Source organism: Streptomyces sp. NTD91 (genome assembly GCF_059510455.1).
Genome location: NZ_JCAJZW010000002.1, coordinates 350,149 through 376,390, shown reverse-complemented (window position 1 = coordinate 376,390; position 26,242 = coordinate 350,149). Strand labels below are relative to the sequence as shown.

Here is a 26,242-nt window from a genome sequence, read left to right as displayed (position 1 = left end):
CCCACCCGAGCCGGCGGGATCACGACCACAGGGATCACGGTCACCCACGTCACACGGGTCACCTGCATCACATCGCTCCACCGGCGTTCGGCGGCCGGCCGCCCGCCCGTCCCCCTGCGCGTTCCCCGCCGGGATTCCCGCTAATTTGGGGCCATCACAGCAGACATCAGGAGGTGCCGGGCCATGGCGCTCGACCAGTCCTTCGTGGGACGGACCTACCCGCCCACCGCGCCCTACGAGGTGGGCCGGGAGAAGATCCGCGAGTTCGCCGAGGCGGTGGGCGAGACCAACCCGGTCTACACGGACCCCGAGGCCGCGAAGGCGTTCGGTCATTCCGATGTGATCGCCCCGCCGACCTTCGTGTTCGCCATCACCTTCCCGGCCGCGGGCCAGATCGTCGAGGACCCGCAGCTCGGCCTCGACTACAGCCGTGTGGTGCACGGCGACCAGAAGTTCGCCTACAGCCGCCCGGTGCGCGCAGGTGACCGGCTGACGGTCACCTCCACCATCGAGGGCGTCAAGTCCCTCGCGGGCAACGACATCCTGGACGTCCGCGGTGAGGTGCGCGACGAGGCGGGCGAGCACGTCGTGACCGCCTGGACCAAGCTCGTGGCCCGTGCGGCCGAGGAGGCGTGAGGACCTGATGACGGCGAAGATCGCGTACGACGACGTCGAGGTCGGCACCGAACTCCCGGCGCAGTCCTTCCCCGTGACCCGTGCCACGCTGGTGCGCTACGCGGGTGCCTCCGGTGACTTCAACCCGATCCACTGGAACGAGAAGTTCGCCAAGGAGGTCGGTCTGCCGGACGTCATCGCGCACGGCATGTTCACCATGGCGGAGGCGATCCGCGTGATCACCGACTGGGCCGGGGACCCGGGCGCGGTCGTGGAGTACGGCGTCCGCTTCACCAAGCCGGTCGTCGTGCCGAACGACGACAAGGGTGCCCTGATCGAGGTCAGCGGCAAGGTCGCGGCCAAGCTGGACGACAACACCGTGCGCGTGGACCTGACCGCGACCAGCGGCGGCCAGAAGGTGCTCGGCATGTCCCGGGCCGTCGTGCGGCTGGCCTGACGGCCGCACCGGAAGTCGTCACGCAAGGGGCGCCTCTCCCTGTGGGGCGCCCCTTGCCCGGGCCGTCGACCAGAGGCCTTGCCAGGTTAGTGATTGAGTACTAACTTGCTTCCATGCCCAGGATGAGTGCAGAGGAGCGGCGCGAGAGCGTCATTCGCGCGGCCATCGCGGAGTTCGCGCAGAAGGGGTACTACGGCACCTCGACGGAGGCGATCGCGAGCCGCGTGGGTGTCTCGCAGCCGTATCTCTTCCGGCTCTTCCCGGGCAAGAAGGCGATCTTCACCACCGCGTCGCTCCGGTGCGTGGACGACACCTGCCGGGTGTTCGAGGAGGCGGCCGAGGGGCTGGAGGGCGAGGAGGCGCTGCATGCCATGGCCAACGCCTATGTGCGGCTGATCACCGAGCAGCCCGAGAAGCTCCAGATGCAGATGCAGACGTACATCACCGTCGCCGCGGCCGAGGCGGAGGGTGACCACGAGTTCGGCGAGGCCGTGCGCGGCGCCTGGATGAAGCTCTGGGACACCGTTCACCTGCCACTCGGTGCGGACGACGGCGAGACCACGACCTTCCTGGCGTACGGAATGCTCATCAACACGCTCACCGCCATGGGGTTCCCACCGGAACACCGGGTCTGGCAGGCGATGTACCCGTCGGCCCGGACCATGGGCCGGTTGGAGAAATAACGGAACGGGTCGCGCCTGGCGGCCTTTTTCCGCACAGGAAAAGTTAGTAATCAATAACTAACTTGATCGCTCTCTGGGGGAGAGATGTCACAGCGGAACGCACCGAGCACAGGACGCGGCAGCGCCGCCTGGGCCCTCGTCGTCACCAGCGTCGCCGGGTTCATGGCGGCCCTCGACAACCTCGTCGTCACCACCGCTCTGCCCTCCATCCGCAAGGACCTGGGCGGCGCGCTGGACGACCTCGAGTGGACCGTGAGCGCCTACACGCTCACCTTCGCCGTCCTGCTGATGACCGGCGCGGCGCTCGGCGACCGCTTCGGGCGCCGCCGGCTCTTCATCGCCGGGCTCACCGTCTTCACCGGCGCGTCCGCCGCCGCGGCCCTGGCACCCGGCATCGACTCCCTGATCGCCGCCCGCGCGATCCAGGGCGTCGGCGCGGCCGTCATGATGCCGCTCACCCTGACCCTGCTGACCGCGGCCGTGCCCGCCGCCAGGCGCGGAACCGCGTACGGCATATGGGGCGCCGTCAACGGGCTGGCCGTCGCCTCCGGGCCCCTCATCGGCGGCACCCTCACCGAGCACGTCTCCTGGCACTGGATCTTCTGGCTGAACGTACCGCTCGGCCTGATCGCCCTCCCGCTCGCCCGGCTGCGCCTCGCCGAGTCCCACGGCACGGGCGCCCGGCTCGACCTCCCCGGCACGCTGCTCGCCAGCGGCGGCCTCTTCGGAATCGTCTACGGCCTGGTCCGCGGGCCCGCCGACGGCTGGACCGACACCCTGGTCCTGACCGCGCTCTTCTCGGGCGGCGCCCTGCTGGCCGGGTTCGTCCTGTACAGCCACCGCGCGGCCGCTCCCATGCTGCCGATGCGGCTGTTCCGGTCCCGCGCCTTCTCCGGCATCAACGCCGCCAGCCTGCTGATGTTCGTCGGCATGTTCGGCTCGATCTTCCTGCTCAGCCAGTACATGCAGGGCGTGCTCGGCTACTCGCCCACCGAGGCGGGGCTCAGGATGCTGCCGTGGACCGGCATGCCGATGCTCGTCGCGCCGGTCGCCGGCATCCTCTCCGACCGCATCGGCGGCCGCCCGGTCGTCGCCGCGGGGCTGTTCCTCCAGGCCGTCGGCCTCGGTTGCATGGCCGCCGTGGCCACCACGGACGCCTCCTACGCCGCCCAGCTGCCCGCCCTGATCATCAGCGGGGTCGGCATGGCCCTGTACTTCGCGCCGGCCGCCGACCTGGTCATGTCCAGTGTCCGCCCGCAGGAGCAGGGCATCGCCTCCGGCGCGAACAACGCGCTGCGCGAGGTGGGCGGCGCGCTCGGCATCGCGGTGATGTCCTCGATCTTCTCCGCGCAGGGCGGCTACGACAGCGCCCAGAGCTTCGTGGACGGCCTGCGGCCCGCCCTGGTCACGGGCTCCGCGGTGGTCGCCCTCGCCGCGGTCGCGGCCCTGGTGATACCGGCCCGGCGAAGCGCCGCCAGGACCGCGGCAGGGGAGGAGCAGGCGACCCTGGGCGCCGGTGAGGCCGGCACCCACGGGGCGGCGGCTGCCCCGACGGTCACCGCGGCGCAGACAACCGCCCGCTGAGGCCCGGTCCGGGACCTCGCCACTCCTCGTCGCAAGGAGTTCGCGCCAGGTCGTCCGTGCGCGCCGTGCCTACGGGGCCACCCTCAGAGCACAACCGCTGCGGCGGACCCGCTGGACGCTGCCGCCCGGGAGCCGGCCGACGCGCCGAGGGCCTTCGCCCGGTGAGCCGGCGGAGGCGGAACGGCGGCTCACGCAGACGGAGGAGGGGACAACGGTGTACCCGCGCGGGTGGTTTCAGGGAGGAGGCCACGCGCGCGTACCCGGGTGCCGGAGCCGCGGCGGGAGTTGCGCGCACCCGCCCGCGCGGCTGCCGCCCGCGTGGCTGCGGAGCCGTCGGTGCCGTCTCGTAGTCTTGGGCCCGTGCAGGTACTCCACGACGCTCCTCTTGCCCCGCTGACCACCTTCCGGCTGGGCGGTCCCGCGACGCGACTGGTCACCGCCGTGACCGATGCCGAGGTGATCGCCGCCGTCCGTGAGGCCGACGACGGCGGGACACCGCTGCTGATCATCGGCGGCGGGTCGAACCTGGTCATCGGCGACAAGGGTTTCGACGGCACCGCCCTGCGCATCGCCACGCGCGGTGTCGAGCTGCGCGGTACGACGCTCGAGCTGGCGGCCGGCGAGGTCTGGACGGACGCCGTCGCCCGCACGGTGGAGGCCGGGCTCGCCGGGATCGAGTGCCTGGCCGGGATCCCGGGATCGGCCGGGGCCACGCCGATCCAGAACGTGGGCGCCTACGGCCAGGAGGTCTCCTCCACCATCACCGAGGTGATCGCCTACGACCGGCGTGCCGGGGAGACCGTCGCGCTGACGAACGAGGAGTGCTCCTTCTCGTACCGCCACAGCCGCTTCAAGGCAGACACCGAGCGCTACGTCGTACTGCGTGTCCGCTTCGGGCTCGAGGACGTGGGCGGGCTGTCCGCGCCCGTGAGGTACGCGGAGGCGGCGCGCGCGCTCGGCGTCGAGCCCGGCGACCGGGTGCCGCTGGCCGACGCGCGCGAGACCGTGCTGAAACTGCGCGCCGGCAAAGGCATGGTCCTGGACCCCGAGGACCACGACACCTGGTCCGCCGGGTCCTTCTTCACCAACCCGATCCTCACCGACGAGCAGTTCGCCGCCTTCCACGCGCGCGTGCGCGAGCGGCTGGGCGACGGGGTGGAGCCGCCCGCCTACCCGGCGGGGGAGGGCCGTACGAAGACCTCCGCGGCCTGGCTGATCGACAAGGCGGGCTTCACCAAGGGCTACGGCACCGGACCGGCCCGCATCTCCACCAAGCACACCCTCGCCCTCACCAACCGGGGCGCCGCCACCACCGAAGACCTGTTGGCGCTGGCCCGCGAGGTGGTCGCCGGCGTCCGCGAGGCCTTCGGCGTCACGCTGGTCAACGAGCCGGTGACGGTCGGCGTCAGCCTGTAGTACCGGCTCAGTACGCCACCCCCACCCCCTGCTTCACCGTCCCCGTGTCGTCGATCATCGCCAGCATCGCGTGAGCCACGTCGGCGCGCGCGATGAAGCGGCCGTCGGGCGGGAAGCCGCCGACCACACTGCGGTAGCGCCCGGTGAGCGGCTTGTTCTGCAGGCGCGGCGGCCGTACGGACGTCCAGTCCGTGCCGCTGCGGGCCAGTTCGGCCTCCATCTCGCGCAGGTCGGCGTAGACGTCCTTGAGGATCGCCGAGACCAGGCCGCGCGCGGCCCGGTCCAGGGCACCGGCGCGCTCGGGGGCGGGGCCGACGGGTCCGGCGCTGACCACGAGCAGCCGGCGTACGCCCTCCGCCTCCATGGCGCGCAGCACCGTACGGGTCAGCCGGGTGGCGACCCCGGCGTCCTTGCGGCTGCGCGCCCCCAGACCGGACAGGACCGCGTCCCGGCCCCGGACGGCCGCGCGCAGCTCCTCGGGGTCGGTCAGGTCCGCGCGGACCACCTCCAGCGTGTCGCCCCTGACGTCGAGCCGGGCCGGATCGCGCACGACGGCGGTGACCCGGTGCCCGGCGCCGAGCGCCTGGCGCACGATCTCCCGGCCGATGCCGCCGGTGGCGCCGAAAACGGTGAGGTTCATGTGTGCTCCCCGGAATGGGTGGGTGAGTGTTATGGGTGGGTGAGTGTTCACTCACCACTGCTTGCCTCTAGAGTGGGTAAGCACTCACTCATCCGTCAAGCCGATTGGACGCCCATGGAGCAGAAGCCGGCGCGTGTCCGCATCCTCGACGCCGCCCACGGGCTCATGCTCACCGCCGGACTCGCCCGCGCCACCACCAAGGAGATCGCCCGCGCGGCCGGCTGCTCCGAAGCGGCCCTCTACAAGTACTTCGACAGCAAGGAAGAGCTGTTCGTCCGCGTCCTCGCCGAGCGGCTGCCCCGGCTCACCCCTCTGCTCGGCAGCCTCGTCGCCGAACCGGGACAGGGCACCCTGGAGGACAACCTCACCGGGATCGCCCGCCAGGCCGCCCTCTTCTACGAGCAGAGCTTCCCGATCGCCGCCTCCCTGTACGCCGAGCCCAAGCTCAAACAGCGCCACTTCGACGCCCTGCGCAAGCTCGGCGCCGGCCCGCACCGGCCCATCCAGGACCTGGACGCCTACCTCCGCGCCGAACAGGCCGCCGGCCGGGTCCGCGCCGACGCCGACACCTTCGCCGCCGCCTCCCTGCTGCTGGGGGCCTGTGCCCAGCGCGCGTTCGCCTACGACGCGGCCGACGCGGGAGAGCGTCCGCCGGTCGACGAGTTCGCGACGCGGCTCGCGAGGACGCTGCTGGGCGGAGTCTCCGTCGCGCCGCCCCCGGCATGAGACGCCGCGCCCCCTGTGCCGCCCCGCACCGCCGTGCGCGCTCGCGACCGCATCGGCCTGCCTGCCGGGCGACCCCGGCCCGCCCCATGCCCACGTCGGACACCCGGCGGCGAGGCCCTCGGACGCCGGACGACGCCCCGACGGCCCCTCAGGCTGCCGGGCCGGCCAGCCAGTCGTCCACGCCCCGAAGCAGCCGCGCCTTGACGTCCTCCGGCGCCGCGGAGCCGCGCACCGACTGGCGGGCCAGTTCGGCGAGTTCGGGGTCCGAGAAACCGTGGACGCGACGGGCGATCTCGTACTGGGCGGCCAGCCGGGAGCCGAACAGCAGCGGGTCGTCGGCGCCGAGGGCCATCGGGACACCGGCGTCGAAGAACGTGCGCAGCGGTACGTCCTCCGGCTTCTCGTAGACGCCGAGCGCCACGTTCGACGCCGGGCACACCTCGCACGTCACCTGCCGGTCGGCCAGCCGCTCCAGCAGCCGCGGGTCCTCCGCCGCGCGCACCCCGTGTCCGATCCGCGAGGCGTACAGGTCGTCCAGGCAGTCCCGGACGGAGGCCGGGCCGGTCAGCTCGCCGCCGTGCGGAGCCGACAGCAGACCGCCTTCGCGCGCGATGTGGAAGGCCCGGTCGAAGTCCCGCGCCATGCCCCGCCGCTCGTCGTTGGAGAGCCCGAAGCCGACCACACCGCGGTCCGCGTACCGCACCGCCAGACGGGCCAGCGTGCGGGCGTCCAGCGGGTGCTTCATGCGGTTGGCGGCGACCAGCACCCGCATGCCGAGCCCGGTCTCCCGGGACGTCGTCTCCACCGCGTCCAGGATGATCTCCAGCGTGGGGATCAGCCCGCCCAGGCGCGGCGCGTACGACGTCGGGTCCACCTGGATCTCCAGCCAGCCCGAGCCGTCCTTCAGATCCTCCTGAGCGGCCTCCCGGACCAGGCGCCGGATGTCCTCCGCTGTGCGCAGGCAGGAGCGCGCCGCGTCGTACAGCCGCTGGAAACGGAACCAGCCCCGCTCGTCCGTGGCCCGCAGCTTCGGCGGTTCGCCGCTGGTGAGGGCCTCGGTCAGGGTCTCGGGCAGGCGCACACCGTGCTTGTCGGCCAGTTCCAGGACGGTCCCCGGTCGCATGGAACCGGTGAAGTGCAGGTGCAGATGGGCCTTCGGCAGTTCAGAGAGGTCACGTACACGCTCCATCCGAGGATCCTGCCGTAATCACCTGTCCCACCGGTAGCCGTTTCCCCGTACGTGGTCTTGCTCGCACAAACGAACAGGGGCACCCGTCGACCCTGCGGAGGTGCCCCTGTCCGGAAACGGACGACTCAGTCCCTGGCCTCCGCCAGCAGCTTCTGGATGCGGCTCACGCCCTCGACGAGGTCCTCGTCACCCAGCGCGTACGACAGCCGCAGATAGCCCGGCGTGCCGAAGGCCTCGCCCGGGACGACCGCGACCTCGGCCTCCTCCAGGATCAGCGCGGCCAGCTCGACCGTGTCCTGCGGGCGCTTGCCGCGGATCTCCTTGCCGAGCAGGGCCTTGACCGACGGGTAGGCGTAGAAGGCGCCCTCGGGCTCCGGGCACACCACGCCGTCGATCTCGTTGAGCATCCGCACGATCGTCCTGCGGCGCCGGTCGAAGGCCTCGCGCATCTTCTCGACGGCCGTCAGGTCCCCGGAGACGGCCGTGAGCGCGGCCACCTGGGCCACGTTGGAGACGTTCGAGGTGGCGTGCGACTGCAGGTTGGTCGCCGCCTTGACGACGTCCTTCGGGCCGATGACCCAGCCCACGCGCCAGCCGGTCATGGCGTACGTCTTCGCCACGCCGTTGACCACGACGCACTTGTCGCGCAGCTCGGGCAGCAGCGCCGGCAGGGACACCGCGGAGGCGTCGCCGTAGACCAGGTGCTCGTAGATCTCGTCCGTCAGCACCCACAGGCCGTTCTCCAGGGCCCAGCGGCCGATCGCCTCGGTCTCGGCCTCGGAGTACACCGCGCCGGTCGGGTTGGACGGCGAGACGAAGAGCACGACCTTGGTCTTCTCGGTGCGTGCCGCCTCCAGCTGCTCGACCGAGACCCGGTAGCCGGTCGTCTCGTCGGCCACGACCTCCACCGGGACACCGCCGGCCAGGCGGATCGACTCGGGGTACGTCGTCCAGTACGGCGCCGGGACGACGACCTCGTCGCCCGGGTCGAGGATCGCGGCGAACGCCTCGTAGATGGCCTGCTTGCCGCCGTTGGTGACGAGGATCTGCGAGACGTCCGGCTCCCAGCCGGAGTCGCGCAGCGTCTTCGCGGCGATCGCGGCCTTCAGCTCGGGCAGGCCGCCGGCCGGCGTGTAGCGGTGGTACTTCGGGTTCCTGCAGGCCTCTACGGCCGCCTCGACGATGTAGTCCGGGGTCGGGAAGTCGGGCTCACCGGCGCCGAAGCCGATCACCGGACGCCCGGCGGCCTTCAGGGCCTTGGCCTTGGCGTCCACGGCGAGGGTGGCGGACTCGGAGATCGCGCCGACTCGGGCGGAGACCCGGCGCTCGGTGGGTGGGGTTGCAGCGCTCATGGAGCCCATCGTTCCAGACCGGAAATGTCCCCGGCACACGGGTTTCACGGACTGAACAACCACGGGTCGAAGCGTGAACACGGGTCCGAATCCGGCCCCCGGCCAGGACGATCTTTCGCCGACCGCCCCCGGACGGGCCCTTTCTGTTCGACGCCGGGCCCCGGACCACGTACACTCACACCTCGTTGGCCTTCAGCAGCCACCGCCGAGCCGGTGCACACCGCGCACCCGTCCGGATGCGGTACGTTGGGGGACACACAAAGGGTCGTAGCTCAATTGGTAGAGCACCGGTCTCCAAAACCGGCGGTTGGGGGTTCAAGTCCCTCCGGCCCTGCTACACACACCGCCAGGATGTGTGCGCATGTACGTACAGCAATGCACCGCCGTGCGGCTCAGAAACCGGGCGCGGCACGGCCACGACCCGGGATCAGGTGAGGACAATGACGGACGCCGTGGGCTCCATCGACACGCCTGACGCCCAGGACGAGGCGCTCGAGTCGAAGAAGAAGGCCCGCAAGGGCGGCAAGCGTGCCAAGAAGGGCCCGCTGAAGCGCCTTGCCACGTTCTACCGCCAGATCATCGCGGAGCTCCGCAAGGTCGTCTGGCCGACGCGCAACCAGCTGACGTCGTACACCACCGTGGTGATCTTCTTCGTCGCCATCATGATCGCGCTGGTGACCGTGATTGACTATGGGCTCAACCACGCGGCCAAGTACGTCTTCGGCTGAGCCAAGAGCGAAGGGCGCCGTGGTACCGGCGCCCGTTTTCGCATGTTCCACCCCTATGTATCCAGGAAGAAGCAGCCACCGTGTCTGACCCGAACCTGAACGACGACGCCACCGAGTCGCGCGCGACCGCTGCCGAGATGGTGGACGACGAGCTCGACATCGTCGAGGGCGCGGACGAGCAGGACGAGTTCGAGGCTGCCGAGGCCGAGGCGGGGGAGCCGGCCGAAGAGGCTGCCCTGAACGTCGAGGACGAAGAGGACGAGGACGCCGGCGAGGAGGCCCCCGCCGAGGCGGCCGAAGCCGCCGAGGAGGAGCCGGCCGCGCCCGTCGACCCCGTCGAGGCCCTGCGCGAGGAACTGCGTTCCCTGCCCGGTGAGTGGTACGTCATCCACACCTACGCCGGTTACGAGAACCGCGTGAAGACCAACCTGGAGCAGCGCGCCGTCTCGCTGAACGTCGAGGACTACATCTTCCAGGCCGAGGTGCCGCAGGAGGAGGTCGTCCAGATCAAGAACGGCGACCGCAAGACGATCAAGCAGAACAAGCTGCCGGGTTACGTCCTGGTCCGCATGGACCTGACCAACGAGTCCTGGGGCGTCGTCCGCAACACCCCGGGCGTCACCGGCTTCGTCGGCAACGCCTACGACCCGTACCCGCTGACCCTGGACGAGATCGTCAAGATGCTCGCTCCGGAGGCCGAGGAGAAGGCCGCCCGCGAGGCCGCGGAGGCCGAGGGCAAGCCCGCCCCGCAGCGCAAGGTCGAGGTCCAGGTGCTGGACTTCGAGGTCGGCGACTCGGTCACCGTCACCGACGGCCCGTTCGCCACGCTGCAGGCGACCATCAACGAGATCAACCCCGACTCGAAGAAGGTCAAGGGCCTGGTGGAGATCTTCGGTCGCGAGACGCCGGTCGAGCTCTCCTTCGACCAGATCCAGAAGAACTGATCCAGAAGGACCAGTCCCTTTCTGGACGTCGCTCTTCCGCGCAGGTCAGGCGGGCTGTCCTCAGCCGGTCTGACCTGCGCGGTTTTTAGCCGCACATCCATACCCGTTATCGTTGTGCGGTATGCCTGCGTCAGGTTCGCGATCCGCGCGCGGGCATGGACCCGATTGAAAGGACCCGGAGAGCTATGCCTCCCAAGAAGAAGAAGGTCACGGGGCTCATCAAGCTCCAGATCAACGCCGGTGCGGCGAACCCGGCCCCGCCGGTCGGCCCCGCGCTGGGCCAGCACGGCGTCAACATCATGGAGTTCTGCAAGGCCTACAACGCCGCGACCGAGTCGCAGCGTGGCTGGGTCATCCCGGTGGAGATCACGGTCTACGAGGACCGCTCCTTCACCTTCGTCACCAAGACGCCGCCGGCCGCGAAGATGATCCTCAAGGCCGCTGGTGTCGAGAAGGGCTCCGGCGAGCCGCACAAGACCAAGGTCGCCAAGATCACCGAGGCGCAGGTCCGCGAGATCGCCCAGACCAAGATGCCCGACCTCAACGCGAACGACCTGGACGCCGCGTCGAAGATCATCGCCGGCACCGCCCGCTCCATGGGCATCACGGTCGAGGGCTGAACCCCACCCCCAGCAGTCATGCGGCCGTAGCCGGTCGCACGTGGCAGGGCCTGCTCGGCCCAGGGACCACGACTCCTTTCAGAACACACAGGAGCAAGTTGTGAGCAAGCGCAGCAAGGCTCTCCGCGCTGCGGACGCCAAGGTCGACCGGGAGAAGCTGTACGCCCCGCTCGAGGCCGTCCGTCTCGCCAAGGAGACCTCCACGACCAAGTTCGACGCCACCGTCGAGGTCGCCTTCCGTCTGGGTGTCGACCCGCGCAAGGCCGACCAGATGGTCCGTGGCACCGTGAACCTTCCGCACGGCACCGGTAAGACCGCCCGGGTCCTGGTCTTCGCGACCGGCGACCGTGCCGAGGCCGCGCGTGCCGCGGGCGCCGACATCGTCGGCGCCGACGAGCTGATCGACGAGGTCGCGAAGGGCCGTCTGGACTTCGACGCCGTCGTCGCCACCCCGGACCTCATGGGCAAGGTCGGCCGCCTCGGCCGCGTCCTCGGCCCGCGTGGTCTGATGCCGAACCCGAAGACCGGCACCGTCACCCCCGACACCGCCAAGGCCGTCACCGACATCAAGGGCGGCAAGATCGAGTTCCGCGTCGACAAGCACTCGAACCTGCACTTCATCATCGGCAAGGCGTCCTTCGACGACTCCAAGCTGGTGGAGAACTACGGCGCCGCGCTGGAGGAGATCCTCCGTCTGAAGCCGTCCGCCGCCAAGGGCCGCTACATCAAGAAGGCCGCCATCACCACCACGATGGGCCCCGGCATCCCGGTCGACCCGAACCGCACCCGCAACCTCCTCGTCGAGGAGGACCCGGCCGCCGCCTGAGCCGTCCGCTCACCCCGGTAGCCGCGTCAGGTACGCGCGAATGAGGGCGGGCCCTGCAACCTTTCAGGTGCGGGGCCCGTCCTTTCTCTGTACGGCCTTTCGTCGTACGGCTTTCTTTGCACGGCCTGTCGGACAACTGTCAGTGGCCTGGTCTACGGTGCAGGCACTCGACTTTCATGGGGGTAGGACAAGATGAAGAGCACGACGGCGCGCCGGATGGGTCTTTCCGTGGCGGTGGTGGCCGCGCTGACCGGGGTGGCCGCGTGCGGCTCCTCGGGTTCCGGAAAGGACGCCAAGGCGGCCGGCGGCGGCGCGATCAACGTCAGCCCCATCGCCGCGCTGCGCTCCGCCGAGCAGTCCACGAACAAGGCCGACTCCGCCAAGGTGCGGGGCACCACGTCGCTCGGCGACCTGATGTCGATGACCGCGAACGGCGCGCTCACCTGGGGCCACGGACTCAAGGGCAACCTCACCATCACCTACACCGGTGGGCAGATGGCCGAGATGATGAGCAAGGCCGGCACCAGGTCGATGCAGGCCCGCTATCTGCCGGACGCCTACTACGCCAAGATGAGCGACCAGTTCGCCCAGGAGGCGGGCGGCAAGCACTGGATCCGGTACGGCTACGACGACCTCGCCAAGTTCAGCGGCGCTTCCGGCTCGTACCTGAAGGACCAGGCGCAGACCTCGACGCCGAACCAGTCCGTGAAGATGCTGCTGGCCTCCGGCGACGTGAAGAAGGTCGGCGAGGAGACCGTCGCCGGCGTCCACACCCGGCACTACGCGGGCACGGTCAACGTCGCCGACCTCGCGGGCCGGAGCAGCAACCTCAGCGCGGACCAGCTGGCGGCCCTGAAGAAGCAGCTGAACCAGGCGGGCATCACCACCGATGCCGTCGACATCTGGATCAACGACCAGAACCTGCTGGTCAAGAAGACCGAGAAGGCGAACACCGCCCACGGCGTCCTGGACAGCACCGCCTACTACAGCGACTACGGCGTCCCGGTCTCCGCCGAGGCGCCGCCGGCGAGCGACACCAAGGACTTCAAGGACCTGATGAAGTCCCTCGGCACCGCCGGATCGGGGAACACGTCGAGCGGTTCCGGCACCGGCATCACGTCCTGAGCCGGCCGCACGGGGTTCCTCGCCGCCGTACCGTCCGCGCCGGTGCCGCCCTCGCCGGGCGGCCGGGCGCCGGGCAGGGCGGCGCGCCCGCTGTGCGGGGCTGAGACGCCCTGCCCGGCGCCCCGCACCCCGCCGGGTCGGCGTGGTCGGCGCGGATCCGTCCGGGGTGCGGTGTCCTGCCCGCCGGGACACGGCGGCCGAACCCCCCGGGGCCGGGGGCGCCGTAGCGACCGATTTGCTCGACGGTGCCCCGGTCCCTTACTCTCTTCCAGAAGCCAAAGACCGCTGGTCGTTGCCGCGCGCTCCGAGTGAGGGTGCGGTGGCCGAAGGATCCGCTGAAAAGTGGGCGACCCGCGCAGGTGACAGTGGAAGAGCTCCCGGAGCGCGCGCGTCGAGCGTGTGTGCGACCGGTCGAGTCCGCCCCGAGCGCCTGCGCCGGGGCGTTTCGTTTTCCCCAGTCCTCCTTCGGGTCCGCGCGGTCCGAATCACCCGGAAGGAGGCCGAGGCTCTATGGCGAGGCCCGACAAGGCTGCCGCGGTTGCCGAGCTGACGGACAAGTTCCGCAACTCGAACGCCGCCGTGCTGACCGAGTACCGCGGTCTCACCGTGGCGCAGCTCAAGACGCTGCGCCGGTCGCTCGGTGAGAACGCCCAGTACGCCGTGGTGAAGAACACGCTGACCAAGATTGCGGCCAACGAGGCCGGGATCACGCTGGACGACCGGCTCTTCGCTGGTCCGACGGCCGTCGCCTTCGTCACCGGTGACCCGGTGGAGTCGGCGAAGGGTCTCCGTGACTTCGCCAAGGACAACCCGAATCTCGTCATCAAGGGCGGTGTCCTTGACGGCAAGGCGCTGTCCGCCGACGAGATCAAGAAGCTTGCGGACCTCGAGTCCCGCGAGGTTCTGCTCAGCAAGCTGGCCGGTGCCTTCAAGGCGAAGCAGTCCCAGGCTGCCTCCGTCTTCCAGGCGCTGCCGTCGAAGCTCGTCCGCACCGTGGACGCGCTGCGCGCCAAGCAGGCCGAGCAGGGCGGTGCCGAGTAATTCGGCTCGCTTTCTGACCCGTACCACCGGCGCGGGTCGCAGCGGGCCGACGTACGCCCGCCTTACCCAGTACATCCGGCACCTGCCGATTTGAGTGGAAGGACCGCCATCATGGCGAAGCTCAGCCAGGAAGACCTGCTCGCGCAGTTCGAGGAGATGACCCTCATCGAGCTCTCCGAGTTCGTGAAGGCCTTCGAGGAGAAGTTCGACGTCACCGCCGCCGCCGCTGCCCCGGTCATGATGGCCGGCGTCCCGGGCGCCCCGGCCGCCGAGGCCGAGGAGGAGAAGGACGAGTTCGACGTCATCCTCACCGGCGCCGGCGAGAAGAAGATCCAGGTCATCAAGGTCGTGCGTGAGCTGACCTCGCTGGGTCTGAAGGAGGCCAAGGACCTCGTCGACGGCACCCCGAAGCCGGTCCTCGAGAAGGTCAACAAGGAGCAGGCCGACAAGGCCGCCGAGGCCCTCAAGGGCGCCGGCGCCTCCGTCGAGGTCAAGTAAGACCTTCCGGGTCCTGCGAGGACGGCAGGACCCGGCTGCGCGCCGAACACGACCCCCCGGGGCTGTAACGCGACCGCACCGAAGGGCGATCATCCATCCGGGTGGTCGCCCTTCGGCGCTCCCCGGGGCCCGGCCCGGCCTGCCTTGCACCTGTGTTCTTGAGGGGTAAGGTGATCTTCGTCGTGTCTCCGGACGGCCGGGTTCCGGCTGGGGGCCCTTGACGAACCGCACGCAGCGCGCAATTCTCAGGACGCGTCGTCACAAGGATCCGAATCCGAGGCATGGATCGACGGCGAAGAGGGCAGTATCAACGTGCGTTGAGGGCAGCATGCCGAGGGCGTTGACAAGAGCGGTGAGCACAGCGAGGGTCTCGAACAACCCGCACTGGACATCAGTGTGCCAAGTGGCTACACTGACCCTTTGCGCTGCCTGTTAGCTGTCCCCTGCCCGTCACCAGGGGTCTGCCCTCACTCGAGCACTGACGACAAAAGCCCCTTCGACCTGGGGTTCCTGTCTCTGTGTACGGGGGAGGGGCCGGTACGCGCGTAGTGAGTCCGAGCCCTCGGAAGGACCCCCTCTTGGCCGCCTCGCGCAATGCCTCGACCGCGAATATGAACAACGGCGCCAGCACCGCCCCGCTGCGCATCTCCTTTGCAAAGATCAAGGAGCCTCTTGAGGTTCCGAACCTGCTCGCGCTGCAGACCGAGAGCTTTGACTGGCTGCTCGGCAACACCGCCTGGCAGAGTCGGGTCGAGGAGGCTCTGGAGAACGGTCAGGACGTCCCCACCAAGTCCGGCCTCGAGGAGATCTTCGAGGAGATCTCCCCGATCGAGGACTTCTCCGGGTCGATGTCCCTGACGTTCCGGGACCACCGCTTCGAGCCGCCGAAGAACTCCATCGACGAGTGCAAGGAGCGCGACTTCACGTACGCCGCCCCGCTCTTCGTCACCGCCGAGTTCACCAACAACGAGACCGGTGAGATCAAGTCCCAGACGGTCTTCATGGGCGACTTCCCGCTCATGACGAACAAGGGCACTTTCGTCATCAACGGCACCGAGCGTGTCGTCGTGTCCCAGCTGGTCCGTTCCCCCGGTGTCTACTTCGACTCCACCATCGACAAGACGTCCGACAAGGACATCTTCTCCGCCAAGATCATCCCGTCCCGGGGCGCCTGGCTGGAGATGGAGATCGACAAGCGCGACATGGTCGGTGTCCGCATCGACCGCAAGCGCAAGCAGTCGGTCACCGTGCTGCTGAAGGCGCTCGGCTGGACGACCGAGCAGATCCTCGAGGAGTTCGGCGAGTACGAGTCCATGCGCGCCACCCTGGAGAAGGACCACACTCAGGGCCAGGACGACGCGCTGCTCGACATCTACCGCAAGCTGCGTCCGGGCGAGCCCCCCACGCGTGAGGCCGCGCAGACGCTGCTGGAGAACCTCTACTTCAACCCCAAGCGCTACGACCTCGCCAAGGTCGGCCGCTACAAGGTCAACAAGAAGCTCGGTGCGGACGAGCCGCTGGACGCCGGCGTGCTCACCACCGAGGACATCATCGCCACCATCAAGTACCTGGTGAAGCTGCACGCCGGCGAGACCGAGACGCTGGGCGCGTCGGGCCGGACCATCATGGTCGAGACCGACGACATCGACCACTTCGGCAACCGCCGCATCCGCAGCGTCGGCGAGCTGATCCAGAACCAGGTCCGCACGGGTCTCGCCCGTATGGAGCGCGTCGTGCGCGAGCGCATGACCACCCAGGACGTCGAGGCGATCACGCCGCAGACCCTGATCAACATCCGCCCGGTCGTGGCGTCGATCAAGGAGTTCTTCGGCACCTCGCAGCTGTCCCAGTTCATGGACCAGAACAACCCGCTGTCGGGGCTGACGCACAAGCGTCGTCTGAACGCCCTCGGCCCGGGTGGTCTCTCCCGTGAGCGGGCCGGCTTCGAGGTCCGTGACGTGCACCCCTCGCACTACGGCCGCATGTGCCCGATCGAGACGCCGGAAGGCCCGAACATCGGTCTGATCGGCTCGCTGGCCTCCTACGGCCGGGTCAACGCGTTCGGTTTCATCGAGACGCCGTACCGCAAGGTCGTCGACGGCCAGGTCACCGACGAGGTGGACTACCTGACCGCCGACGAGGAGGACCGCTTCGTCATCGCGCAGGCCAACGCGCCGCTGACCGACGAGATGCGGTTCGCCGAGGCCCGCGTGCTGGTCCGCCGCCGTGGCGGCGAGGTCGACTACGTCGGCCCCGAGGACGTGGACTACATGGACGTCTCGCCGCGCCAGATGGTGTCGGTCGCGACCGCCATGATCCCCTTCCTCGAGCACGACGACGCCAACCGTGCCCTCATGGGTGCGAACATGATGCGTCAGGCCGTGCCGCTGATTAAGTCGGAGGCCCCGCTCGTCGGCACCGGCATGGAGTACCGCTCCGCGGTCGACGCCGGCGACGTGGTCAAGGCCGAGAAGGACGGTGTGGTCCAGGAGGTCTCCGCGGACTACATCACCACCGCCAACGACGACGGCACGTACATCACGTACCGCCTGGCCAAGTTCTCCCGGTCCAACCAGGGCACCTCGGTCAACCAGAAGGTCATCGTCAACGAGGGCGACCGCGTCGTCACCGGCCAGGTGCTGGCCGACGGCCCGGCCACCCAGAACGGCGAGATGGCCCTCGGCAAGAACCTGCTCGTGGCGTTCATGCCGTGGGAGGGTCACAACTACGAGGACGCGATCATCCTGTCGCAGCGCCTCGTGCAGGACGACGTCCTCTCCTCGATCCACATCGAGGAGCACGAGGTCGACGCCCGTGACACCAAGCTCGGCCCCGAGGAGATCACCCGGGACATCCCGAACGTCTCCGAGGAGGTCCTCGCCGACCTCGACGAGCGCGGCATCATCCGCATCGGCGCCGAGGTCATCGCCGGTGACATCCTCGTCGGCAAGGTCACCCCGAAGGGTGAGACCGAGCTGACCCCCGAGGAGCGTCTGCTGCGCGCGATCTTCGGTGAGAAGGCGCGTGAGGTCCGTGACACCTCGCTGAAGGTGCCGCACGGCGAGACCGGCAAGGTCATCGGCGTGCGCGTCTTCGACCGTGAGGAGGGCGACGAGCTGCCGCCGGGCGTGAACCAGCTGGTCCGCGTCTACGTCGCGCAGAAGCGCAAGATCACCGACGGTGACAAGCTCGCCGGCCGGCACGGCAACAAGGGTGTCATCTCCAAGATCCTGCCCATCGAGGACATGCCGTTCCTCGAGGACGGGACTCCGGTCGACATCATCCTGAACCCGCTGGGTGTGCCGTCCCGAATGAACCCGGGACAGGTCCTGGAGATCCACCTCGGCTGGCTCGCCAGCCAGGGTTGGGACGTCTCCGGACTCGCCGACGAGTGGGCGCAGCGCCTGCAGGTCATCGGTGCCGACAAGGTCGCCCCGCGCACCAACGTCGCCACCCCGGTCTTCGACGGTGCCCGCGAGGACGAGCTGGCGGGTCTGCTGGAGAACACCCTGCCGAACCGCGACGGCGACCGCATGGTCCTGCCGTCCGGCAAGGCCCGGCTGTTCGACGGCCGCTCCGGTGAGCCGTTCCCGGACCCGATCTCGGTCGGCTACATGTACATCCTGAAGCTGCACCACCTGGTCGACGACAAGCTGCACGCCCGCTCGACCGGCCCGTACTCGATGATCACCCAGCAGCCGCTCGGTGGTAAGGCCCAGTTCGGTGGCCAGCGGTTCGGTGAGATGGAGGTGTGGGCACTCGAGGCCTACGGCGCCGCGTACGCCCTCCAGGAGCTGCTGACCATCAAGTCCGACGACGTCACCGGCCGCGTGAAGGTCTACGAGGCCATCGTCAAGGGCGAGAACATCCCCGAGCCCGGCATCCCCGAGTCCTTCAAGGTGCTCATCAAGGAGATGCAGTCGCTCTGCCTGAACGTGGAGGTGCTGTCCAGCGACGGTATGTCCATCGAGATGCGTGACACCGACGAGGACGTCTTCCGCGCTGCGGAGGAGCTCGGCATCGACCTGTCCCGGCGCGAGCCGAGCAGCGTCGAAGAGGTCTGACGGGAGTCCGGCGGGGCCCTCACCCACAGGGCCCCGCCGACCCCCAGGCCCCCGTTTCAGACCACAGACTTACAACCCTGAGAGGGATTGACGCATAGTGCTCGACGTCAACTTCTTCGACGAGCTCCGGATCGGTCTGGCCACCGCTGACGACATCCGCCAGTGGAGCCACGGCGAGGTCAAGAAGCCGGAGACCATCAACTACCGCACCCTGAAGCCCGAAAAGGACGGCCTCTTCTGCGAGAAGATCTTCGGCCCCACCCGGGACTGGGAGTGCTACTGCGGCAAGTACAAGCGCGTCCGCTTCAAGGGCATCATCTGCGAGCGCTGTGGCGTCGAGGTCACGCGCGCCAAGGTGCGCCGTGAGCGGATGGGCCACATCGAGCTGGCCGCGCCCGTCACGCACATCTGGTACTTCAAGGGTGTCCCCTCGCGCCTCGGCTACCTGCTGGACCTGGCGCCGAAGGACCTCGAGAAGGTCATCTACTTCGCCGCGTACATGATCACGTACGTCGACGAGGAGCGCCGTACCCGCGACCTGCCCTCCCTGGAGGCGCACGTCTCGGTCGAGCGCCAGCAGATCGAGAACCGCCGGGACGCCGACCTGGAGGCCCGCGCCAAGAAGCTCGAGTCCGACCTGGCCGAGCTGGAGGCCGAGGGCGCCAAGGCCGACGTGCGCCGCAAGGTGCGCGAGGGTGCCGAGCGCGAGATGAAGCAGCTGCGCGACCGCGCGCAGCGCGAGATCGACCGCCTCGACGAGGTGTGGAACCGGTTCAAGAACCTCAAGGTCCAGGACCTCGAGGGCGACGAGCTGCTCTACCGCGAGCTGCGCGACCGCTTCGGCACGTACTTCGACGGCTCGATGGGTGCCGCGGCGCTGCAGAAGCGCCTGGAGTCCTTCGACCTCGAGGAGGAGGCCGAGCGTCTCCGCGAGATCATCCGCACCGGCAAGGGCCAGAAGAAGACCCGTGCCCTCAAGCGCCTGAAGGTCGTCTCCGCGTTCCTGCAGACGTCCAACAGCCCCAAGGGCATGGTCCTGGACTGCGTCCCGGTCATCCCGCCGGACCTGCGTCCCATGGTGCAGCTGGACGGTGGCCGCTTCGCGACCTCCGACCTGAACGACCTGTACCGCCGTGTCATCAACCGCAACAACCGTCTGAAGAGGCTGCTCGACCTCGGTGCGCCCGAGATCATCGTCAACAACGAGAAGCGCATGCTTCAGGAGGCCGTTGACGCCCTCTTCGACAACGGCCGGCGCGGCCGCCCGGTCACGGGCCCCGGCAACCGTCCGCTGAAGTCCCTCAGCGACATGCTGAAGGGTAAGCAGGGCCGTTTCCGTCAGAACCTCCTCGGCAAGCGTGTCGACTACTCGGCGCGTTCCGTGATCGTCGTCGGTCCGCAGCTGAAGCTGCACCAGTGCGGTCTGCCGAAGGCGATGGCGCTGGAGCTGTTCAAGCCGTTCGTGATGAAGCGCCTGGTCGACCTGAACCACGCGCAGAACATCAAGTCGGCCAAGCGCATGGTCGAGCGTGGCCGCACCGTCGTGTACGACGTCCTCGAAGAGGTCATCGCCGAACACCCGGTGCTGCTGAACCGTGCGCCCACCCTGCACCGCCTGGGCATCCAGGCCTTCGAGCCGCAGCTGGTCGAGGGCAAGGCCATCCAGATCCACCCGCTCGTCTGCACCGCGTTCAACGCGGACTTCGACGGTGACCAGATGGCCGTGCACCTGCCGCTGTCCGCTGAGGCGCAGGCCGAGGCCCGCATCCTGATGCTGTCCTCGAACAACATCCTCAAGCCGGCCGACGGCCGTCCGGTGACGATGCCGACCCAGGACATGGTCCTCGGTCTGTTCTTCCTCACCACCGACGGCGAGATGCGCGACGTCAAGGGCGAGGGCCGCTCGTTCGCGTCCGTGGCCGAGGCGATCATGGCCTTCGACGCCGGCGAGCTGTCGCTGCAGTCGCGCGTGGACATCCGCTTCCCGGTGGGCACCATCCCGCCGCGCGGCTGGACCCCGCCGGCGCGCGAGGAGGGCGAGCCGGAGTGGCAGCAGGGTGACAGCTTCCGGTTGAACACCACGCTGGGCCGCGCGCTCTTCAACGAGTTGCTGCCCGAGGACTACCCGTTCGTCGACTACGAGGTCGGCAAGAAGCAGCTCTCCGAGATCGTCAACGACCTCGCCGAGCGCTACCCGAAGGTCATCGTGGCGGCGACGCTCGACAACCTGAAGGCGGCCGGCTTCTACTGGGCCACCCGTTCCGGTGTCACCGTGGCCATCTCCGACGTCGTCGTCCCCGAGGCGAAGAAGGAGATCGTCAAGGGCTACGAGGCGCAGGACGAGAAGGTCCAGAAGCAGTACGAGCGCGGTCTGATCACCAAGGACGAGCGCACGCAGGAGCTCATCGCGATCTGGACCAAGGCGACCAACGAGGTCGCCGAGGCGATGAACGAGAACTTCCCGAAGACCAACCCGATCTTCATGATGGTGAACTCGGGTGCACGAGGCAACATGATGCAGATGCGTCAGATTGCCGGTATGCGTGGTCTGGTGTCGAACGCGAAGAACGAGACGATTCCGCGTCCGATCAAGGCGTCGTTCCGTGAGGGCCTGTCCGTGCTGGAGTACTTCATCTCCACGCACGGTGCCCGTAAGGGTCTGGCGGACACCGCTCTGCGTACGGCCGACTCGGGTTACCTCACCCGTCGTCTGGTCGACGTCTCCCAGGACGTCATCATCCGCGAGGAGGACTGCGGCACCGACCGTGGCCTCAAGCTGGCGATCGCCGAGCGCGGCGAGGACGGCGTCCTGCGCAAGACGGGCAACGTCGAGACGTCCGTGTACGCGCGCTGCCTCGCCGAGGACATCGTGGTCGACGGCAAGGTGCTGGCCCCGGCCGGTACCGACCTCGGCGACGTGCTCATCGACGAGCTGGTCAAGCACGGTGTCGAGACGGTCAAGACCCGCTCGGTCCTGACCTGCGAGTCCGCCGTCGGCACCTGCGCCATGTGCTACGGCCGTTCGCTCGCCACCGGCAAGCTGGTCGACATCGGTGAGGCGGTCGGCATCATCGCCGCCCAGTCCATCGGTGAGCCCGGTACCCAGCTGACGATGCGTACCTTCCACACCGGTGGTGTGGCCGGTGACGACATCACCCAGGGTCTGCCGCGTGTCGTCGAGCTCTTCGAGGCCCGTACCCCGAAGGGTGTCGCCCCGATCTCCGAGGCGAGCGGCCGTGTCCGCATCGAGGAGACCGAGAAGACCAAGAAGATCATCGTCACCCCGGACGACGGCAGCGACGAGACGTCGTACCCGATCTCCAAGCGTGCGAAGGTCCTGGTCAGCGAGGGCGAGCACGTCGAGGTGGGCCAGCAGCTCACCGTGGGCGCCACCAACCCGCACGACGTGCTGCGCATCCTGGGCCAGCGTGCCGTCCAGGTCCACCTGGTGGGCGAGGTCCAGAAGGTCTACAACTCGCAGGGTGTGTCGATCCACGACAAGCACATCGAGATCATCATCCGGCAGATGCTGCGCCGTGTGACGATCATCGAGTCCGGCGACGCCGAGCTGCTGCCCGGCGAGCTGGTCGAGCGCTCCCGCTTCGAGCAGGAGAACCGTCGTGTGGTCCAGGAGGGCGGTCACCCGGCCTCCGGTCGTCCGCAGCTGATGGGTATCACCAAGGCCTCGCTGGCGACGGAGTCGTGGCTCTCCGCGGCCTCCTTCCAGGAGACGACCAGGGTCCTGACGGACGCGGCGATCAACGCCAAGTCCGACTCCCTGATCGGCCTCAAGGAGAACGTCATCATCGGTAAGCTCATCCCGGCCGGTACGGGCCTGTCCCGCTACCGCAACATCCGGGTCGAGCCGACCGAGGAGGCCAAGGCCGCGATGTACTCGGCCGTCGGCTACGACGACATCGACTACTCGCCGTTCGGCACCGGCTCCGGGCAGGCCGTTCCGCTGGAGGACTACGACTACGGTCCGTACAACCAGTAGGCGGGCAGCTTGACCTGAAGGGCGGCCACTCCCTCGCGGGGGGTGGCCGCCCTTCGGCGTGTCCGGAGCCCGCTGCCCGGAGCCGGTGTGTCCGGAAGGAAGGCTTCAGCGAGGCAGCCCCAGGTAGGGCTGCAGGGCGGTCAGCCGGGTGTGGTGGTCGGGATGGGACGACAGCAGCCGGTCCAGGGTGCCGGGTTCCTTGAGCCGCCGGCCCTGCGCGGCCAGCGCCGCCCTGGCCGCGGTCTCCTCGGTCTGGAAGTGGTACAGGACCTCGGCCAGCTGGCGGGCGAAGCCCAGCTCGGCCGCCTGCTGGTCGGCGCGCAGCTCGCCGCGCCGGCCCGCGTAGGCCAGCAGGTACGGAGCGAGCACCAGCGGGATCGCGATGTACCAGGCGGTGACGAACGCGGCGAACGCCACCAGCGCCAGGAAGAGGATCAGGAATCCGGTCGCCGCCATGGAGAAGAGGCTGGCGACCGCAATCGCGAACCGTGCCAGCCCCCGGGTCACCGCCCAGGCGATCCGGCCGGGCAGCGAGTACCAGTAGCCGAGCAGACCGGCCCAGGCATGGCCGCCGGTGTGGTGGCCCAGCTCGTGCGCGAGCACGGCGGCCAGGTTGCTGCTCGGGATCCGGTTGAGGGAGCAGGCGGTGACGCCGACGACGTGACCGGCCACCGCGACCGCGTTCAGCTCGTCGCTGTTCTCCACCATCAGTTCGTACGTGCCCGGTTCGATGCCCGCTCGGGCGGTCACCTCGTGCCAGATCGGCTCCAGGCGGGCCCGCTCCTCCTGAGTGGGCCGGCGGAGCTTGAGCACGTGTCGGGCGAAGGCCAGCTCGGTCGGCCGATGGAAGACGAGCAGGCCGGAGGCGACCCAGGCCAGGATCACCAGCGTCCCGAGAACGCTCCCGAACAGGCCGAGGGCTATGGAGCTGACCAGAGCGAGGCTCACCAGGGCCCCCGGCAGCTGCACCGCCAGCCGCCCGATCGCCGTGGCGTCCGCCCCGCGTTGATGCTCGGCCACGTGTACGCGGGCGCCGCGGTGGCGGTACTCGAGGTCGTCGGGAGCGGGGGGTTCCGGTGCGGGAGCGGACGCGGGTGCGTCCGGCGCGTACGGTGCCCCGGCCGGCGCCGCGGCGGTCTGCGGGGGCGGAGGGTAGCCGGGAGCGGGGTACTGCGGGGGCGGGTCCTGGTGCGGGGGTGCCGAAGCCGGGTGGACCGGGGGGACGGCGGGCCGGCCCGGAGCGGTGTACGGGTGCTGCGGCGCGGCGGTGGGGTAGGGCGCGCGGCCCGTGTGTGGTGGCTCACCCGGGTACGGCGGCGGACCGGCGGGCGGAGCGAGATGGGCGGGCGGCGCCTGAACCGTGGCCTCGGGGGACGTCGGTGGGCCGGCAGGCCCCGGTGCCGCGGTCGGGTAGGCCGGCGGCTGACCCGACCGCGGAGGTGCTGATGCCGGATGAGCAGGGAGCGCGGGCAGGCCCGCGGGTCCGGCCGGGTGTGGCGGGGCAGCGGTGAACGATGCGGCTGGGTAGGGCGGGGCGGTGGAGGGTGCGGCTGGGTAGGGCGGGGCGGTGGAGGGTGCGGCCGGGTGTGGCGGGGTGGTGGTGGACGGTGCGGCTGGGTAGGGCGGGGCGGTGGTGGATGCGGCCGGGTGGGGCGGGGCAGCGGTGAACGATGCGGCTGGGTAGGGCGGGGCGGTGGAGGGTGCGGCCGGGCGGGGCGGGGTGGTGGTGGGCGGCGCGGGCTCGCCCGGGTGGTGCGGGGCAGCGGTGAACGGTGCGGCCGGGTAGGCGGGCGGAGTCGGGGCTTCGGGGCCCGGCGGCTCCGGGTAGCCGGGCGGCAGGGACGGGTCCGGCGGCTGGGACATGAGCGGGCTCCTTTGTGCAAGTGCGGGGACATCAGCCGATGAGTGCGGCGGAGGGCAGCAGCAGGGCGCCGACGCAGAAGGTGATCAGGCCGGCACGGATCCACCGGTGCTTGGACGCGGCGATCCGGCTCTTCTCGGCGAGAGCGGCCAGCACGGCGGTGGTCGGGTCCCGGTCGGTGTCCTCGAGCGCCTCCGCCAGCCGGCCCTGCCGTACCGCCTGCTGGATGTCGCCGAAGTAGCACAGGGGGCGTCCTTCGGCCCAGGACCCGGCGCGGAAGCGGGGCAGGACCGCCAGCAGCAGCGCGACCAGCGACAGGGCCATCGCCACCGCCCCCGCCCACCACAGGCCGGTTCCGGGAGCGGAGAGCCGGCCCGGCGACCAGTTCTTTCCTGCGACCAGCCCGGTGAACACGCCGGCCGTCATGCCCAGCGCCGCCACCAGCACGGAGGCCTTGGTGTCGGCACGGGCGATCTCGTCGCGCAGTTCGGCGAGCAGCCGTTCCGCCGTGTGAGTCATGCGGACCCCGCCTCGCGGGACTCCCCCTGTGGCGTGCCGGGCGCGGGCGGCACGGCCGGTGCGGGCCCGTCGGAGACGAGCGTCAGGGGAGGCACGCCCGGTGCGGGCGGCGCCGGTGGCACGGAGGGCGGGGGAGGCGTCGGGGAGCCCGTGGAGGCGTCGGGTACCTGGTCGTGGGTCACCTGCCCGTACTGCTGCTGACCGGGCGCCGGCTGCCCGTAGGGCGTTTGTGCCTGCGGCGGCCGGTCGTACGGCGCCGGGCCGGTGCCGGGGGCTGCGTACGGCGTCGGTGGCCCGGCGGGCGGCAGGGGAGGCGTGAAGGACGGCGGTGGGGCGTACGGCTGGGACGGGACCACGCCCGGCGGCAGGGCCTGGGGCGGCGCCGCCTGCTCGCGCATGAGGTCGTCGACGCAGGCCAGGACCGACCGGGCCGACTCCGCCTTCTGGAAGTCCTCCATCGTGTCCCCGGCGATCAGTTCGAGTTCCTTGCGGATGGCGCCGAGCTGGTCCTTCTGCAGGGTGCCGATGACCATCCGGGTGTCCCCGGGATGTGCCGCGAGATGCAGAGCCCAGGCGGCGACACCGCCGTGCTGGAGCCAGTACTGGTAGAAGGCGATCTTCTGCGCGACCAGTTCCTGGGACTGCCGCTCCTGCAGCACCTGCAGTTCGTGTTCGAGCTGCGCCCGGCGCATCTGGTACGCGTGCTCGGGGTCGAGCATCTCCGACTCGTAGGCCAGGGTGCGCTTGCGCCGGCGGTGGGCGATCGCGTCGTCGTCCAGGCGCAGCCGCACCACGCAGGTCACGTGGAGGCCGGTGCCCGCGGCGAAGGTGCCCTCGTCCTCGACCGCCTGCTGCACGGCCCGTTCGGCGGCCGGGCTGTCCTCGATGGGGAAGCGCCGGGTGACCGGACGGGCCACCTGCTGCAGCTCCCGGGTGAGCCGGGTCGGCACGTCCCGCTCGCCGCTCGCCACGAAGGCTTTCGGATCCGCCACCCGCCAGGTGAGGTCGGCGGTCACGCCGAAGGAGAACGCGTCGTCGTCACTGGGCAGTTCCAGCTCCAGCTGGACCGGGTGGCTGCCCATGTCCACCTCGTAGACGGAGGTGTAGCGACGGGTCGCGGCCTCCGCGCGGCTCGGGCGGTGCGGGGGCATGTAGACGTCGTACGAGCCGCTCGCGGTGACGAAGACGAGGGCGTGGTCGATCGCGCCGACCTGGCGGCGTACGGCGTAGTCGAACCGCGAGATCGGACGCACGGTCAGCACCGGGTCGACCAGCGCGGTGTGCCGGTCGGCGTTCTGCGACCACTCCGGTGGGCGGCGGAAGTCCGCCATGGATCAACTCCTCTGTTTCACAAGGG

The 26,242-nt window shown here is 69.8% G+C and carries 21 protein-coding genes and 1 tRNA gene; 16 read left to right on the top strand and 6 right to left on the bottom strand.

Annotated elements, in window-relative coordinates; all coding sequences use genetic code 11:
• Positions 1-183: 183 nt before the first annotated feature.
• The 5 genes from AC5WRT_RS04415 to AC5WRT_RS04395 all read left to right on the top strand — a co-directional run bounded on the left by AC5WRT_RS04415 (position 184) and on the right by AC5WRT_RS04395 (position 4,755).
• Entirely contained in the window at positions 184-636 is a 453-nt protein-coding gene (locus AC5WRT_RS04415) for an FAS1-like dehydratase domain-containing protein (protein ID WP_496093055.1), read from the top strand.
• Between the two features lie 7 nt (positions 637-643).
• Entirely contained in the window at positions 644-1,072 is a 429-nt protein-coding gene (locus AC5WRT_RS04410) for a MaoC family dehydratase (RefSeq protein ID WP_496093054.1), read from the top strand.
• Positions 1,073-1,185: 113 nt separating this feature from the next.
• The gene (locus AC5WRT_RS04405) at positions 1,186-1,755 is read left to right on the top strand and encodes a TetR/AcrR family transcriptional regulator (protein ID WP_496099934.1); all 570 of its coding nucleotides are present in this window, start codon (positions 1,186-1,188) and stop codon (positions 1,753-1,755) included.
• A gap of 84 nt (positions 1,756-1,839) precedes the next feature.
• Positions 1,840-3,339 carry a DHA2 family efflux MFS transporter permease subunit gene (locus tag AC5WRT_RS04400; RefSeq protein ID WP_496093052.1) on the top strand — a complete coding sequence of 500 codons (1,500 nt, stop codon included), beginning with the start codon at positions 1,840-1,842 and terminating at the stop codon, positions 3,337-3,339.
• A 360-nt stretch (positions 3,340-3,699) separates the two neighbouring features.
• Complete coding sequence (locus AC5WRT_RS04395; protein WP_496099933.1) at positions 3,700-4,755, top strand: UDP-N-acetylmuramate dehydrogenase; 1,056 nt, start codon at positions 3,700-3,702, stop codon at positions 4,753-4,755.
• A 7-nt stretch (positions 4,756-4,762) separates the two neighbouring features.
• Here AC5WRT_RS04395 and AC5WRT_RS04390 read toward each other — a convergent pair whose 3' ends face one another.
• Entirely contained in the window at positions 4,763-5,395 is a 633-nt protein-coding gene (locus tag AC5WRT_RS04390; protein ID WP_496093050.1) for an NAD(P)-dependent oxidoreductase, read from the bottom strand.
• A gap of 114 nt (positions 5,396-5,509) precedes the next feature.
• On the opposite strand from AC5WRT_RS04390, the gene AC5WRT_RS04385 reads away from it, so the two are divergent.
• Positions 5,510-6,121 (top strand): TetR/AcrR family transcriptional regulator, encoded by a 612-nt coding sequence (locus AC5WRT_RS04385; protein WP_496093049.1) that lies wholly within the window; start codon positions 5,510-5,512, stop codon positions 6,119-6,121.
• A 148-nt stretch (positions 6,122-6,269) separates the two neighbouring features.
• Here the strand turns inward: AC5WRT_RS04385 and AC5WRT_RS04380 are convergent, their stop codons facing one another.
• Positions 6,270-7,310: an adenosine deaminase gene (locus tag AC5WRT_RS04380; RefSeq protein ID WP_496093048.1), complete on the bottom strand. Its 1,041-nt coding sequence runs from the start codon at positions 7,308-7,310 to the stop codon at positions 6,270-6,272.
• Between the two features lie 125 nt (positions 7,311-7,435).
• The gene (locus AC5WRT_RS04375; RefSeq protein WP_496093047.1) at positions 7,436-8,662 is read right to left on the bottom strand and encodes a pyridoxal phosphate-dependent aminotransferase; all 1,227 of its coding nucleotides are present in this window, start codon (positions 8,660-8,662) and stop codon (positions 7,436-7,438) included.
• Between the two features lie 261 nt (positions 8,663-8,923).
• Between AC5WRT_RS04375 and AC5WRT_RS04370 the strand changes: the two genes are divergently transcribed.
• The 10 genes from AC5WRT_RS04370 to AC5WRT_RS04325 all read left to right on the top strand — a co-directional run bounded on the left by AC5WRT_RS04370 (position 8,924) and on the right by AC5WRT_RS04325 (position 22,505).
• Positions 8,924-8,996: transfer RNA gene (locus AC5WRT_RS04370), tRNA-Trp, on the top strand.
• A 106-nt stretch (positions 8,997-9,102) separates the two neighbouring features.
• Entirely contained in the window at positions 9,103-9,390 is a 288-nt protein-coding gene (secE, locus tag AC5WRT_RS04365; protein ID WP_023547417.1) for a preprotein translocase subunit SecE, read from the top strand.
• A gap of 80 nt (positions 9,391-9,470) precedes the next feature.
• Entirely contained in the window at positions 9,471-10,334 is an 864-nt protein-coding gene (gene nusG, locus AC5WRT_RS04360) for a transcription termination/antitermination protein NusG (protein WP_496093046.1), read from the top strand.
• A gap of 185 nt (positions 10,335-10,519) precedes the next feature.
• The gene (gene rplK / locus AC5WRT_RS04355; RefSeq protein ID WP_031167035.1) at positions 10,520-10,954 is read left to right on the top strand and encodes a 50S ribosomal protein L11; all 435 of its coding nucleotides are present in this window, start codon (positions 10,520-10,522) and stop codon (positions 10,952-10,954) included.
• A gap of 100 nt (positions 10,955-11,054) precedes the next feature.
• A complete protein-coding gene (rplA, locus tag AC5WRT_RS04350) occupies positions 11,055-11,780 on the top strand; it encodes a 50S ribosomal protein L1 (RefSeq protein ID WP_496093045.1) in 726 nt (241 codons plus the stop codon).
• 192 nt (positions 11,781-11,972) lie between these two features.
• Complete coding sequence (locus AC5WRT_RS04345; protein WP_496093044.1) at positions 11,973-12,905, top strand: SCO4651 family lipoprotein; 933 nt, start codon at positions 11,973-11,975, stop codon at positions 12,903-12,905.
• Positions 12,906-13,415: 510 nt separating this feature from the next.
• Positions 13,416-13,946, top strand: a complete 531-nt coding sequence (rplJ, locus tag AC5WRT_RS04340) for a 50S ribosomal protein L10 (RefSeq protein WP_496093043.1) — start codon at positions 13,416-13,418, stop codon at positions 13,944-13,946.
• 111 nt (positions 13,947-14,057) lie between these two features.
• The gene (gene rplL, locus AC5WRT_RS04335; RefSeq protein ID WP_496093042.1) at positions 14,058-14,444 is read left to right on the top strand and encodes a 50S ribosomal protein L7/L12; all 387 of its coding nucleotides are present in this window, start codon (positions 14,058-14,060) and stop codon (positions 14,442-14,444) included.
• 578 nt (positions 14,445-15,022) lie between these two features.
• Positions 15,023-18,508: a DNA-directed RNA polymerase subunit beta gene (gene rpoB / locus AC5WRT_RS04330; RefSeq protein WP_496093041.1), complete on the top strand. Its 3,486-nt coding sequence runs from the start codon at positions 15,023-15,025 to the stop codon at positions 18,506-18,508.
• A 97-nt stretch (positions 18,509-18,605) separates the two neighbouring features.
• Positions 18,606-22,505: a DNA-directed RNA polymerase subunit beta' gene (locus AC5WRT_RS04325; protein ID WP_496099932.1), complete on the top strand. Its 3,900-nt coding sequence runs from the start codon at positions 18,606-18,608 to the stop codon at positions 22,503-22,505.
• Between the two features lie 105 nt (positions 22,506-22,610).
• On the opposite strand, the gene AC5WRT_RS04320 is transcribed toward AC5WRT_RS04325, so the two are convergent.
• The 3 genes from AC5WRT_RS04320 to AC5WRT_RS04310 all read right to left on the bottom strand — a co-directional run bounded on the left by AC5WRT_RS04320 (position 22,611) and on the right by AC5WRT_RS04310 (position 26,216).
• Positions 22,611-23,525, bottom strand: a complete 915-nt coding sequence (locus tag AC5WRT_RS04320; RefSeq protein WP_496099931.1) for a M48 family metalloprotease — start codon at positions 23,523-23,525, stop codon at positions 22,611-22,613.
• Positions 23,526-24,399: 874 nt separating this feature from the next.
• Positions 24,400-24,885, bottom strand: coding sequence for a Pycsar system effector family protein (locus AC5WRT_RS04315; protein ID WP_496093038.1), 486 nt, complete (start codon positions 24,883-24,885; stop codon positions 24,400-24,402).
• On the bottom strand, positions 24,882-26,216 hold the full coding sequence (locus AC5WRT_RS04310) for a PE-PGRS family protein (RefSeq protein WP_496099930.1): 1,335 nt from the start codon (positions 26,214-26,216) through the stop codon (positions 24,882-24,884). The genes AC5WRT_RS04315 and AC5WRT_RS04310 overlap by 4 nt, the downstream gene beginning before the upstream one ends.
• Positions 26,217-26,242 lie beyond the last annotated feature (26 nt).

Bases quoted from the DNA above. Each gene is read 5' to 3' on its own strand.
- AC5WRT_RS04415 (WP_496093055.1), top strand. From the start codon at position 184: ATGGCGCTCGACCAGTCCTTCGTGGGACGGACCTACCCGCCCACCGCG.
- AC5WRT_RS04410 (WP_496093054.1), top strand. From the start codon at position 644: ATGACGGCGAAGATCGCGTACGACGACGTCGAGGTCGGCACCGAACTC.
- AC5WRT_RS04405 (WP_496099934.1), top strand. From the start codon at position 1,186: ATGCCCAGGATGAGTGCAGAGGAGCGGCGCGAGAGCGTCATTCGCGCG.
- AC5WRT_RS04400 (WP_496093052.1), top strand. From the start codon at position 1,840: ATGTCACAGCGGAACGCACCGAGCACAGGACGCGGCAGCGCCGCCTGG.
- AC5WRT_RS04390 (WP_496093050.1), bottom strand. From the start codon at position 5,395: ATGAACCTCACCGTTTTCGGCGCCACCGGCGGCATCGGCCGGGAGATC.
- AC5WRT_RS04385 (WP_496093049.1), top strand. From the start codon at position 5,510: ATGGAGCAGAAGCCGGCGCGTGTCCGCATCCTCGACGCCGCCCACGGG.
- AC5WRT_RS04380 (WP_496093048.1), bottom strand. From the start codon at position 7,310: ATGGAGCGTGTACGTGACCTCTCTGAACTGCCGAAGGCCCATCTGCAC.
- AC5WRT_RS04375 (WP_496093047.1), bottom strand. From the start codon at position 8,662: ATGAGCGCTGCAACCCCACCCACCGAGCGCCGGGTCTCCGCCCGAGTC.
- secE (WP_023547417.1), top strand. From the start codon at position 9,103: ATGACGGACGCCGTGGGCTCCATCGACACGCCTGACGCCCAGGACGAG.
- rplK (WP_031167035.1), top strand. From the start codon at position 10,520: ATGCCTCCCAAGAAGAAGAAGGTCACGGGGCTCATCAAGCTCCAGATC.
- AC5WRT_RS04345 (WP_496093044.1), top strand. From the start codon at position 11,973: ATGAAGAGCACGACGGCGCGCCGGATGGGTCTTTCCGTGGCGGTGGTG.
- rplJ (WP_496093043.1), top strand. From the start codon at position 13,416: ATGGCGAGGCCCGACAAGGCTGCCGCGGTTGCCGAGCTGACGGACAAG.
- rplL (WP_496093042.1), top strand. From the start codon at position 14,058: ATGGCGAAGCTCAGCCAGGAAGACCTGCTCGCGCAGTTCGAGGAGATG.
- AC5WRT_RS04315 (WP_496093038.1), bottom strand. From the start codon at position 24,885: ATGACTCACACGGCGGAACGGCTGCTCGCCGAACTGCGCGACGAGATC.
- AC5WRT_RS04310 (WP_496099930.1), bottom strand. From the start codon at position 26,216: ATGGCGGACTTCCGCCGCCCACCGGAGTGGTCGCAGAACGCCGACCGG.